At 43.7% G+C, this 12,893-nt stretch carries 12 protein-coding genes; 7 read left to right on the top strand and 5 right to left on the bottom strand.

The genetic code is table 11. The annotated features are described in order from the left end of the window. Positions 1-4: 4 nt before the first annotated feature. From I6F49_RS14295 to I6F49_RS14280, 4 genes are read right to left on the bottom strand one after another with little or no spacing between them, the layout of a single operon-like run. A complete protein-coding gene (locus I6F49_RS14295; RefSeq protein ID WP_138585140.1) occupies positions 5-775 on the bottom strand; it encodes an enoyl-CoA hydratase/isomerase family protein in 771 nt (256 codons plus the stop codon). Positions 776-787: 12 nt separating this feature from the next. Continuing rightward, positions 788-2,395, bottom strand: a complete 1,608-nt coding sequence (locus I6F49_RS14290; RefSeq protein ID WP_101217335.1) for a carboxyl transferase domain-containing protein — start codon at positions 2,393-2,395, stop codon at positions 788-790. 10 nt (positions 2,396-2,405) lie between these two features. After that, entirely contained in the window at positions 2,406-3,581 is a 1,176-nt protein-coding gene (locus tag I6F49_RS14285; RefSeq protein WP_165727515.1) for an isovaleryl-CoA dehydrogenase, read from the bottom strand. Positions 3,582-3,627: 46 nt separating this feature from the next. Next, entirely contained in the window at positions 3,628-4,062 is a 435-nt protein-coding gene (locus I6F49_RS14280; RefSeq protein WP_197175206.1) for a MerR family transcriptional regulator, read from the bottom strand. A 330-nt stretch (positions 4,063-4,392) separates the two neighbouring features. On the opposite strand from I6F49_RS14280, the gene I6F49_RS14275 reads away from it, so the two are divergent. The 7 genes from I6F49_RS14275 (at position 4,393) to I6F49_RS14245 (ending at position 12,165) form a co-directional block, all read left to right on the top strand. After that, complete coding sequence (locus tag I6F49_RS14275; RefSeq protein ID WP_197181108.1) at positions 4,393-5,574, top strand: thiolase family protein; 1,182 nt, start codon at positions 4,393-4,395, stop codon at positions 5,572-5,574. Positions 5,575-5,699: 125 nt separating this feature from the next. Then, positions 5,700-7,190 (top strand): CoA-acylating methylmalonate-semialdehyde dehydrogenase, encoded by a 1,491-nt coding sequence (locus tag I6F49_RS14270; protein WP_197181107.1) that lies wholly within the window; start codon positions 5,700-5,702, stop codon positions 7,188-7,190. A gap of 169 nt (positions 7,191-7,359) precedes the next feature. Further along, entirely contained in the window at positions 7,360-8,517 is a 1,158-nt protein-coding gene (locus I6F49_RS14265) for an acyl-CoA dehydrogenase family protein (RefSeq protein ID WP_165727517.1), read from the top strand. Between the two features lie 10 nt (positions 8,518-8,527). After that, positions 8,528-9,319 carry an enoyl-CoA hydratase gene (locus I6F49_RS14260; protein WP_024590175.1) on the top strand — a complete coding sequence of 264 codons (792 nt, stop codon included), beginning with the start codon at positions 8,528-8,530 and terminating at the stop codon, positions 9,317-9,319. After that, entirely contained in the window at positions 9,319-10,461 is a 1,143-nt protein-coding gene (locus I6F49_RS14255; RefSeq protein WP_197181106.1) for an enoyl-CoA hydratase/isomerase family protein, read from the top strand. Before I6F49_RS14260 ends, I6F49_RS14255 begins: the two co-directional genes overlap by 1 nt. 24 nt (positions 10,462-10,485) lie before the next feature. Then, positions 10,486-11,385: a 3-hydroxyisobutyrate dehydrogenase gene (gene mmsB, locus I6F49_RS14250; RefSeq protein ID WP_165727519.1), complete on the top strand. Its 900-nt coding sequence runs from the start codon at positions 10,486-10,488 to the stop codon at positions 11,383-11,385. Between the two features lie 9 nt (positions 11,386-11,394). Then, positions 11,395-12,165, top strand: a complete 771-nt coding sequence (locus tag I6F49_RS14245) for an SDR family oxidoreductase (RefSeq protein ID WP_197160913.1) — start codon at positions 11,395-11,397, stop codon at positions 12,163-12,165. A 75-nt stretch (positions 12,166-12,240) separates the two neighbouring features. On the opposite strand, the gene I6F49_RS14240 is transcribed toward I6F49_RS14245, so the two are convergent. After that, positions 12,241-12,893, bottom strand: a 653-nt coding sequence (locus tag I6F49_RS14240; RefSeq protein ID WP_197181105.1) for an integron integrase, incomplete at its 5' end; no start/stop codon positions are given.

The raw sequence follows: 12,893 nt of genomic DNA, 5'->3' as shown, positions 1-12,893 counted from the left end.
AATCCTACAGTTGCCAAGCGGGTGGGCGTTTATCAAAAAAAGCAGTAAGCCCTTCTTGACCTTCTTCAGATACGCGAATTTTTGCAATACGCTCAGCGGTAAGTTCAATGAGTTCATCGGTAATCGGCTTATTTGCTACATCGTTAATTAATGCTTTGGCGGCTTTTACTGCTATAGGTCCGTTATCAATCAGTGTTTGCAGCATGTTATCGAGTGCACAGTCTAAATTACCGGTTACTTGATGAATTAAACCCAGTTGTTTAGCAGTATGCGCATCAAACACTTCAGCCGTTAAAAAGTATCTGCGCGCAGCACGTTCACCAATAGCCTTAATTACGTATGGGCTAATAACAGCCGGAATAAGGCCCAGCTTTACTTCGCTTAAACAAAATTGCGCATCGTCTTTACTAAGGGCTATGTCGCAACAAGCAATTAAGCCCAGTGCACCGCCAAAAGCAGCGCCTTGTACGGCGCAAATTGTTGGATGCGGCGAGCTTGCCAACACTTGCATTAATTTAGCTAATTGCATTGAGTCAGCTAAATTATCGGCGTAGTTATTATCCGCCATCGACTTCATCCAGGCTAAATCGGCACCGGCTGAAAAATGCTTACCTTCAGTTTTTAAAACCAAAGCGCGAATATCAAGCGTATTTGCATGTTCAATACACTGAATCAGCTCGTGTATTACTTCACTGTTAAATGCGTTTCTTTTTTCTGGGCGGCTTAACACAAGTACAGCCACATTAGATTTTGTTATTTGTAGTGTTACTGACATTTTGCGCTCCGGTTACATTCTAAATACGCCAAATTTCGAATCACGTTTTGGTGCGTTGTTCGCAGCCGTTAACGCAAGCCCTAATACATTACGCGTATCGGCAGGGTCTATAATGCCGTCATCCCACAAGCGGGCGCTGGCGTAATACGGATGACCTTGCTCTTCGTACTGATCAATAATTGGCTTTTTAAAGTCACTGATTTCTTGCTCGCTCATGCTTTGACCTTTGCGTGCTAAACCATCTTGTTTAACTTGCGCCATTACACCGGCTGCTTGCTCGCCGCCCATTACCGAAATACGGGCATTAGGCCACATCCACATCATGGTAGGTTCAAATGCACGGCCACACATTCCGTAGTTACCTGCGCCGTAAGAGCCGCCAATAAGTACTGTAAATTTAGGCACATCAGCACACGAAACCGCCATCACCATTTTAGCGCCGTGCTTTGCAATGCCTTCGGCTTCGTATTTTTTACCCACCATAAAGCCAGTAATATTTTGTAAAAACACCAAAGGAATATTGCGCTGAGCACACAGCTGAATAAAGTGCGCGCCTTTTTGCGCCGACTCACTAAATAAAATACCGTTATTAGCCACTATGCCAACAGGGTTGCCATAAATGCTGGCAAAACCGGTGACGAGCGTTTCACCAAAGTAGCGTTTAAATTCATCAAATGATGAGTCGTCCACTGTGCGCGCTATTACTTCGCGTACATCAAACGGCTTTTTAAGGTCGGTGCCTACAATGCCGTAAAGCTCGTTAATATCGTAACGTGGAGGCTTTACATCCTCTAGAAGAGGGGCTGTAGGGCGTGTGTAATTAATACGCTCAATACATTGGCGCGCTATAGACAGCGCATGAGCATCATTCTCAGCGTAGTGATCGGCAACACCCGACACTTTACAGTGCACATCGGCGCCGCCAAGTTCTTCGGCTGTTACTTCCTCGCCGGTTGCTGCTTTTACAAGTGGCGGGCCTGCTAAAAATATAGTGCCTTGATCTTTTACAATAATGCTTTCATCGGCCATTGCTGGTACATATGCCCCCCCTGCGGTACATAAACCCATTACCACGGCAATTTGTGGAATACCTTTACCCGACATACGCGCTTGATTATAAAAAATACGACCAAAATGCAGCTTATCGGGAAATACATCGTCTTGCTCTGGCAGGTTTGCACCGCCCGAATCAACCAAGTAAATACACGGTAAGTGGCAACGCTCTGCGATATCTTGTGCACGTAAATGCTTTTTAACAGTAAGCGGAAAGTACGTACCGCCTTTAACCGTGGCATCGTTTGCAATAATCATGCATTCAATGCCTTTAACACGGCCAATACCGGCTACAACACCGGCGCACGGTATTGCTTGTTCGTACACACCAAATGCCGCAAATTGTGAAATTTCTAAAAACGGTGAGCCTTCGTCAATTAACGTACTTATACGGTCGCGTACAAATAATTTACCACGGCCTTCGTGGCGCTCTTTTAATGCGGCGCCTCCGCCTTGGCTAATAGTGGCTACTTTACTGCGTAAATCATCCACCAGCGCTGACATGTTTTTATGGTTTTGCACAAACGTTGGATCGTGAGGATTAACGCTCGATTTTAAAATCGTCATGGTTTAATCCTTAACGGCTTTCAGTGAAAAGTTCGCGGCCAATAAGCATGCGGCGTATTTCTGATGTACCTGCACCAATTTCGTATAATTTGGCGTCACGCAGCAGGCGGCCTGTGGCGTATTCGTTTATGTAGCCATTGCCACCTAAAATTTGAATCGCATCGAGCGCCATTTTGGTTGCAAGCTCTGCGGCGTATAAAATTGCACCGGCGGCATCTTTACGGGTGGTTTCACCTCGGTCACAAGAGCGAGCTACCGTGTATACATATGAGCGCGCAGCATTCATTTGTGTATACATGTCGGCTACTTTACCTTGAATTAACTGAAACTGCCCAATAGGGGTGTCAAACTGTTTACGCTCATGAATGTACGGTACCACTATATCCATACACGCTTGCATTATGCCAAGCGGGCCTGCTGCAAGTACTACGCGTTCGTAATCAAGGCCACTCATAAGTACTTTAACGCCTTCGTTTAAGTTACCTAAAATGTTTTCCTCTGGCACTTCGCAGTTTTCAAATACCAACTCACAGGTGTTTGAGCCACGCATGCCTAGTTTGTCGAGTTTTTGCGCCGTAGAAAAACCCGGGAAGTCGCTCTCAACAATAAACGCGGTAATGCCTTTAGCACCTGCATCTAAATCTGTTTTAGCGTAAATAACTAACGTGTGCGCGTCTGGGCCATTGGTGATCCACATTTTATTGCCGTTTAAAATGTACTTATCGCCTTTTTTCTCAGCTTTAAGTTTCATTGACACAACGTCAGAGCCTGCATTAGGCTCGCTCATTGCAAGGGCACCAATGTGCTCACCACTAATAAGCTTAGGTAAGTATTTTTCTTTTTGAGCTTGTGTACCATTACGGTTAATTTGATTAACACACAGGTTTGAATGCGCGCCATAGCTTAGGCCAATAGAGGCACTGGCACGGCTAATTTCTTCCATAGCAATAACATGTTCTAAGTAACCTAATCCTGCGCCTCCTAACTCTTCAGATACGGTCATACCCAGTACGCCCATTTCGCCCATTTGTGCCCAAAGTTGATTTGGAAATGCGTTATCTAAGTCAGTTTTTTCAGCAAGCGGGGCAATTTCCTGACTCGCAAAACTATTTACGTGGTCGCGGATCATATCGGCGGTTTCGCCTAGGCCAAAGTTCATTTCTTTATATAGTGAAATAGTGCTCATGATTCATTCCTGTGTGTCGTCAGTGTGTTGTTATTCTTAAAATAGGCTACTCGTCTATTTTGTTAAGTGTGTCTCTGCATCGGCGCTCGGCCGTCACTAATTCCATAAGAACAACTTTAATGTCGTCCATTTGTTGAGATAGGTCAGACTTTTTATCAGCTATTAAATCAAGCATGGTAACCAGCTGCTTAGCGCTCGACTTATCAGCGTCGTACAGTTCAAACAAACGGCCGGTTTCGGCAAGCGTAAAGCCCAATCGTTTACCACGTAATATTAGTTTTAAGCGAACTTTGTCGCGTTTTGAATAAATACGGGTTTGACCATTACGATCAGGCGTTATTAGCCCTTGGTCTTCGTAAAAGCGAATAGAGCGGGTAGTAATGTCAAACTCTTTAGCGAGTTCGCTAATACTAAATGTTTGTTCATTACTTGCTGGCACCTTGGCAGAGCTTGCAAAGTTTGTTTGATTATCTGGTTTCATAGTTGTATTTACCTCATTCGAATAACCCCAATATAAGTGAAGTTTACGTAAAGGTAAAGCTTGGCGTGATTTGAAGCTATTTATAAAGGAGTGTTGGTGTGAAATGTTAAATTATATTATTAATATTCAATGGTTTAATTTTATTTGTTTGATACAGACTTACGGCTGGAAAATAATGCTTACACTTTTAAAACTAAAAATTAAGCTGTTTTTAGTTGACGTTGGCGTAAACGTTAGTATTGTGTGTAGGTATTAAATAATAAATGAATACTAAATTAATAGAGCAAATATACTAACAATTATTTGCATTAAATTACAACGGAGTTAGTTATGACTTTAGAATCAGTGGTAATTGTAGCAGCAAAACGCACCCCAATGGGTGGTTTTATGGGGGCGTTAAGTGATGCGCAGTCTACCGAGCTTGGCGCAACCGCCATTGCCAGTGCACTTGCACAAACTGGTTTAGCTAATGATGCAATAGACGAAGTAATTATGGGTTGTGTATTACCAGCAGGCATTGGGCAAGCACCCGCACGTCAAGCAATGTTAAAAGCAGGGCTTGCACTTAGCACCGGTGCTACAACAATCAACAAAGTATGTGGATCTGGTTTAAAAGCGGCCATGCTTGCAAACGATTTAATTAAAGCAGGCTCTATTCAATCTGCTATTGCCGGTGGCATGGAAAGCATGACTAACGCACCGTACTTTATTCCAAAAGCGCGTGGCGGAATGCGTATGGGCCACGGCGAAATAAAAGATCACATGATGAGCGATGGCCTTGAAGACGCTTACGACAACAAAGCAATGGGCTGTTTTGCACAAGACACCGCCGACGAATACGGCATTGGCCGCGAGCAAATGGATACGTTTGCACTGGGCTCATTAAGTAAAGCAAAAGCCGCTATACAAAATGGTAGCTTTGATAACGAAGTTGCGCCGCACACTATGCAAACACGCAAAGGCGATGTAACAGTTTCGATTGATGAGCAACCAGGTAACGCCCGTCCTGAAAAAATTCCAAGCTTACGTGCAGCCTTTAAAAAAGACGGCACTATTACTGCCGCAAATTCATCGTCAATTTCAGACGGTGGCGCAGCGCTTGTATTAATGAGCGAATCAAAAGCAAAAGAGCAGGGTTTAACACCGCTTTGTAAAATTGTAGCGCACAGTACTCACTCTCAAAAACCAAGTGAATTTACAGTAGCGCCAGTAGGTGCAATAAGCAGCGTGCTTGAAAAAGCAGGCTGGGCTGTAAACGACGTTGACCTTTGGGAAATTAACGAAGCATTTGCCATGGTAACTATGCTTGCTATTAACGAGTTAAAACTAGATGAAAGCAAAGTAAACGTAAATGGCGGTGCATGTGCACTTGGCCACCCAATCGGTGCAAGCGGCGCACGTATTTTAATAACGCTTATTCATGCCCTTAAAAACCGAGGCCTTAAAAAAGGTATCGCGTCTTTATGTATTGGTGGCGGTGAAGCGGTTGCTATGGCCGTAGAAGCATATTAACTAGGTATTTAATAGTTATAAGAAAACTGTACGAATAACTATAAAAGCGCTGCACTAATAATACTAACAAAGCGGCGCTACCAATTTTAAAAGAGAACACACAACTCACACACTAGGATTTAATCATGCACCAAGTACCACTACTTATTAATGGCGAATTTATTCAATCAGCGTCTAAAGAGCTTATCGATGTTATAAACCCAGCAACTCAAGAAGTACTTGCACAAGTGCCATGTACCACCGAGTCAGAAATGGACGCAGCAATTGCCTCAGCTTCTGAGACGTTTAAAACATGGAAAGACGTACCCATTACCGAACGTGCTCGCATTATGATGAAGTACGCAGCGTTATTAAAAGAACATCACGATGAGCTTGCTACCATTATTTGCCACGAATTGGGTAAAACATTTGAAGATGCAAAAGGCGATGTTTGGCGTGGTATTGAAGTAGTAGAACAGGCAGCGAACGCACCATCATTAATGATGGGTGAAACAATGGAAAACGTAGCGCGTAAAATCGATACGTATTCTTACATGCAGCCACTTGGCGTGTGTGCGGGCGTTACTCCGTTTAACTTCCCTGCAATGATCCCACTTTGGATGTTCCCGCTGGCTATTGTGTGTGGCAACACCTTTATTTTAAAACCGTCTGAGCAAGATCCACTTACACCAATGCGCTTAGCAGAGCTATTTATTGAAGCCGGCGCACCAAAAGGCGTATTACAAGTTGTTCACGGTACAAAACCACAAGTAGACCGCTTACTAGAAGATAAAGCAGTGCGCGCTATTTCGTTTGTTGGCTCGTGTGGTGTAGGTGCTTATATTTATTCTAAAGGCACACAAAATCTTAAACGTGTGCAAGCGTGTGTTGGCGCTAAAAATCACATGGTTATTATGCCTGATGCAAGTAAATCGCACGTTGTAAACAACCTAGTAGGCGCATCGGTAGGTGCTGCTGGTCAGCGTTGTATGGGTATTTCGGTTGCTGTATTTGTAGGTCAAGCAAGTCAATGGGTAGATGAAATTAAAGCAGGCTTTGAAAATGTACGCCCAGGCGTGTGGGATGATGCAAACGCGGCATACGGTCCACAAACATCAAAAGCAGCAAAAGCACGTATTTTATCACTTATTGCCGGTGGTAAAGAGCAAGGCGCTACCTGTTTAATTGATGGCTCAGACTTTACAGTTGAAGGGTACGAGCAAGGTAACTGGGTTGGCCCAACGTTATTTACTGACGTAACCAAAGAAATGGATTTATACAAAGAAGAAATATTTGGCCCCGTACTGGCGTGTATGTTTGTAGACACGCTTGATGAAGCAATCGCACTTATTAACGACAGCCTTTATGGTAACGGCACCTCGTTATTTACCTCAAGCGGCGCAGTAGCTCGTAAATTCCAACACGAAATTGAAGTAGGGCAAGTAGGTATTAATGTGCCAATTCCGGTGCCACTTCCGTTCTTTTCGTTCACTGGTTGGAAAGGCTCGTTTTACGGCGATACGCACACGTACGGTAAGCAAGGTATTCGTTTTTACACAGAAACTAAAACGATTACCTCACGTTGGTTTGAAGACGATATTGCTTCGGGTCCAAACATGAGCATTAACTTAAAATAATCGTAATTAAAAAATGAGTAAATAAAAGAATAACTAATAATAAAGATGGGCGCGAAGGCTACTTCACACACAACACACACATAAGCCTTCGCCGCTCGTCACGATATCCCCGTAACGGGAAACGCTAACAACACAACTAACATAACTTACACAATTAAAGAGGTCTAACATGGACTTTAACTTATCTGAAGATCAACAAGCCTTTGCGCAAACAGCACGACAATTTGCCGAGTCAGAACTAGCACCTTATGCAGCAAAATGGGACCGCGAACATATTTTCCCTAAAGACACGATTAAAGCAGCAGGCGAGCTTGGTTTTTGCGGTTTATACACGCCAGAGGAAGCCGGCGGCCTTGGTTTATCTCGTTTAGATTCGAGCATTATTTTTGAACAGCTTGCTATGGGCTGTACAGCAACCACGGCCATGTTGACCATTCATAATATGGCCACGTGGATGGTAGCAAGTTTTGGTACCGATGCAGTTAAAGACCAATACGTAGAGCAATTAGTCATGGGCGAGCTACTTGCCTCTTATTGTTTAACAGAGCCAGGCTCGGGTTCAGACGCCGCATCACTTAAAACAAAAGCTGTGCTTGAGGGCGATGAGTACGTTATTAACGGCTCAAAAATGTTTATATCGGGCGCTGGCGAAACCGAAGTATTAGTGGTAATGGCACGTACAGGCGGCGAAGGCGCTGCAGGTATTTCGGCATTTGTAGTGCCTGCCGATGCAAAAGGCGTTGAATACGGCAAAGCAGAAGAAAAAATGGGGTGGAACGCACAACCTACACGCCTAATTAGCTTTGAAGATGTACGCATTCCTGCGCACAACTTATTAGGGGCTGAGGGCGAAGGCTTTAAATTTGCGATGCAAGGCCTTGATGGCGGCCGAATTAACATTGCCACATGTTCAATTGGTACAGCGCAAGCAGCGCTTAATACCGCCCGTGAATATTTAAAAGAACGCACGCAATTTGGTAAGCCATTGGCTGCGTTTCAAGCATTGCAATTTAAAATTGCCGATATGAACACCGAGCTGGTAGCTGCGCGCCAAATGGTTAGGCTTGCTGCATTTAAACTTGATAATAACGACGTTGAAAAAACCACTTACTGCGCTATGGCTAAACGCTTTGCTACCGATGTGGGCTTTACCGTGTGTAACGACGCGCTGCAAATTCATGGTGGTTACGGTTATATAAAAGAATACCCGCTAGAGCGCCATGTACGCGATGTACGCGTTCATCAAATTTTAGAAGGCACTAACGAAATCATGCGCGTAATTATTGCGCGCCGTATTTTGGCTGAGTCTGCAAGCGACGTTTTATAAGGAGCAATGTATGTCAGAATCTAAATCTAATCCGAGTATTGAGCTAACAACCGAAGGTCATGTTGCAATTTTAACGATGTCTAACCCGCCAGCAAACACCTGGACAAAAGACACTTTAGTTGATTTAAAAAATACCGTTAACGAGCTTAATAATAATAAAAATATTTATGCCTTAGTACTGACTGGTGAAGGCGAGAAGTTTTTTAGCGCCGGTGCCGACCTAAACGTATTTGCTGGTGGCGATAAAGGCGTAGCCGCCGACATGTCTCGTGTATTTGGTGAAGCGTTTGAAGCACTTACTAATTTTAGAGGTGTGTCGGTCGCTGCTATTAACGGTTATGCAATGGGCGGTGGCTTAGAGGTTGCCCTTGCGTGCGATATACGTATTGCGGAAGAGCAAGCACAAATGGCGCTACCTGAAGCTAAAGTAGGGTTATTACCGTGTGCGGGTGGCACACAAAATTTAGCATGGCTTGTAGGTGAAGGCTGGGCAAAACGCATGATTTTATGCGGCGAGCGCTTAAAAGCCGATAAAGCCCTGCAAATTGGCTTAGTAGAAGAAGTAGTACCACAAGGGGAAAGCTTTGCTGCGGCATTAAAGCTTGCCAACCAAGTGGCCGATCAAAGCCCTACCTCAGTAGCAGCGTGTAAAACATTGATTCAAAAAGGGCGCCATCAACCAATGGCAAGTGTATTGCCTCTTGAACGTGAATTATTTGTTGGTTTATTTGATACCGAAGATCAACAAGAAGGCGTAAATGCCTTTTTAGAAAAACGCCGCGCTAACTGGGTAAACGGCTAATGAGTGCTTTAACAGTATTAAATAGCGCCGATGAGCCCGTGATATTCGAAACCGCAACCGCAGAAAACGGCAGTTTAATAGGGCTTATTACACTCAATGCGCCAAAAGCGTTAAATGCACTTAATTTTGAGATGATCAAATTACTTGAGCCGCAATTGCGAGCTTGGCAAGATGATGATGCTATTGCAATGGTATTGTTAAAAGGCGCTGGCGATAAAGCATTTTGTGCTGGTGGCGATGTTGTAAGCCTTCATCGTGCAATGGCGCAAGGTAAACCAACAAGCCTAGTTGAAGAGTTTTTTACGCTAGAGTACAAGCTTGATTACCTTATTCATACCTTTGATAAACCAATCCTTGTTTGGGGTAACGGCATAGTAATGGGCGGCGGTTTAGGGTTAATGGCCGGTGCTAGCCACCGCGTCGTAACCGAAACATCTCGCATTGCCATGCCAGAGCAAACCATTGGTTTATACCCAGATGTAGGCGGCAGTTACTTTTTACTTAAAATGCCACAAAGCGTCGGACTATTTTTAGGCTTAACGTCGGCCTCTATAAACTGCGACGACGCGCGTTTTGTATCGCTTGCCGATCACTTTATCGACAGCACTAAATATGATGCCATGCTTGCGCAAATTTTAACTGTCAAGTGGGGAAAAACGGCAAGCCTAAATCATGACAGGTTAACCGATTTACTCACCGATTTAGATAACCAGTCGGCGCGTATGCCTAAAGGCAACGTAAAAGCTAACCTAAAAACGATTCAAAAACTGGGTGAGTTTACAACCTTGCAGGAGCAGGTTGATTACATTTTAGGGCTAACTACTGACGATAAATGGCTACAGCGCGCTCAAAAATCACTTAAGCATGGCTGCCCACTAAGTTGTGCACTTGTAAGTGAGCAATTAAAAACAAGCCAAGGCAAAAGCTTATTAGCGTGTTTTAAAATGGAGCTGGGTATGTCGGTTCGCGCTGGCGAAGTAGGTGAGTTTCAAGAAGGTGTAAGGGCGCTACTAATAGATAAAGACGGTGCGCCAAATTGGCAATACAAAACACTTAGTGATGTACCACAAACAATAATAGATAGCTTTTTTGCTAACCGCTTTGGCGAAAATCACCCGCTCAATGAGCTTGCTGTTAAGTAAAATTGGTATTTAAAAGGAACAACTATGAGTAAATTAAACATAGGTTTTATTGGTTTAGGTAATATGGGCGGCCCAATGGCGGCTAACTTAATTAAAGCTGGACATACTGTTAGTGTGTTCGATTTAAACCAATCGGTCGTAAATGAACTTGCAAGCAAAGGCGCAAAAGCAGCGGTTGATGCAAAGCAGTGCGCAACTAATGCTGACGTACTTATTAGTATGTTACCTGCGGGCAAACATGTTAAATCGCTTTATTTAGGTAATAACGACGACAGCGGTTTAATTAAAGTGCTAAGCAAAAATACTTTAGTAATTGACTGCTCAACAATAGATGCAGAATCAGCCCGTATTGTAGGCAGTGCGCTTGGTGAACAAGGCATAAGCTTTGTAGATGCACCGGTATCGGGCGGCGTTGCAGGCGCAACTGCTGGCACACTTACTTTTATTGTAGGCGGCGAAAAAGCAGCGTTTAATAAAGCAAATACAGTGCTGAGTGATATGGGTAAAAACATATTCCATGCAGGCGATATTGGCGCAGGGCAAGTTGCCAAAATATGTAACAACATGCTGTTAAGTATTTTAATGGCAGGCACCAGCGAAGCCCTGCAAATGGGTATTAATAACGGCCTCGATCCTAAAGTACTTAGCGACATAATGACCGCAAGTTCGGGCCGTAACTGGACGCTTGAACTTTACAACCCATGCCCAGGTGTAATGGATACCGCACCTGCAAGTAACGATTACAAACCAGGCTTTATGGTTGATTTAATGGCTAAAGATTTAGGCCTTGCTATGGAGGCCGCGCAGCAAAGTAATTCATCAACCCCTATGGGTTCAATGGCTAAAAATTTATACACTATGCTACAGCACCAAGGTGCAGGTAGTGATGATTTTAGTGCCATTTTTAAACTGTTTTCTAAGTAGGAGCAACGCGTGGAAATTAAAAATAACACGGTAGTAATAACCGGTGGCGCACAAGGTTTAGGCTTTGCAATGGCGCAAAAGTTTGCACTTATGGGCGCAAACATTGCTTTAATAGATATGGCGCAAGAGCTTCTTAATACAGCATGCGAGCAACTCACACAGCTTGAAGGTGTCACAGGCAACATTAAAGGGTATGCCGCAAACGTAACCGCTGAAAGCGAAGTAGAAAACGTATTTAATACCATTAACAGTGATTTTGGCCACATTGGCGTGCTTATAAACAACGCCGGTATTTTACGCGACGGCATGTTTATAAAGGCTAAAGACGGCAAAGTCGTTAAAAAAATGTCTCTTGAGCAATTTCAATCAGTGATTGATGTAAACCTGACAGGTGTGTTTTTAGCAGGGCGCGAAGCGGCAAGCCACATGATTGAATCAGGCAAAGGCGGCGTAATCGTTAATATGTCGAGCGTAGCGCGTGCAGGTAACATAGGCCAAACAAATTACGCGGCATCAAAAGCAGGCGTAGTGGCACTTACCACCACATGGGCTAAAGAACTTGGCCGCTTTGGTATACGTGTAGGCGCTATTGCACCAGGTATAATAAGCACCGCCATGACCGACGCCATGAAGCCCGAAGCCAAACAACGTATGCTTGCAGTAACGCCAGTCGGGCGCTTGGGTGAAAGCGACGAAATTGCCCATACCGCACAATACATAATCGAAAACGACTTTTTTACAGGTCGCGTGGTTGAAATAGACGGCGGGATTCGTTTGTAAAGTAAGTAGTTTTACGGTTGAATTTAAAAAGCATGGCGCTTGTGGGCTGTGCTTTTTTGTTTTAAATAGGGAAGTTTATAATCTTGAAAAAGGGCTAATAACACCGTTGGCACCTTGTTGTAGTACATGGGTATATATTTGTGTAGTACGCACATCACTATGACCTAGCTGTGTTTGTACTGTGCGGATATCAGCGCCGCTTTGCAGCAAATGCGTAGCGAAAGAGTGACGCAAAGTATGTGGGGTAACGTGTTTATTAATATGTGCATCAAAAGCGGCTTTTTTAACAGCGCGCTGTAATTGCTTTTCATCGATATGATGGCGCCTTAATTGCTTACTCTCGGGATCAAGACTTAATTTATGTGATGAAAATAAATATTGCCATCCCAGCTGCTTATTATGGTTTGGATATTTTTTACGTAACAAATGCGGCATATAAGCGCCGCTATATAAGGGGTTTTTCAGATCTAATTGCAGGTAACTATCAACTAATTGTATTTGAGAACGTAATTGCGGTATGAGCTCTACTGCAAGCGTTACAACACGATTTTTACCTCCTTTGCCATCCCAAATTCGAATGCAGTTATAGTCAAAGTCAATATCGTGAACTCGTAAACGCAGTACCTCCATTAATCGCATACCACTGCCATAAAGTAATCCACAGGGTAAATAATGCTTTGCTACACAGTGTTTAAATAGCGCTGAAACTTCTGTTTGAGTAAGCACAA

The organism is Pseudoalteromonas sp. SWN166, from assembly GCF_015864485.1.
Lineage (GTDB): Bacteria > Pseudomonadota > Gammaproteobacteria > Enterobacterales > Alteromonadaceae > Pseudoalteromonas.
The sequence above is the reverse complement of the archived record's forward strand: the minus strand, read 5'-3'. Positions and strand labels throughout refer to the sequence as shown.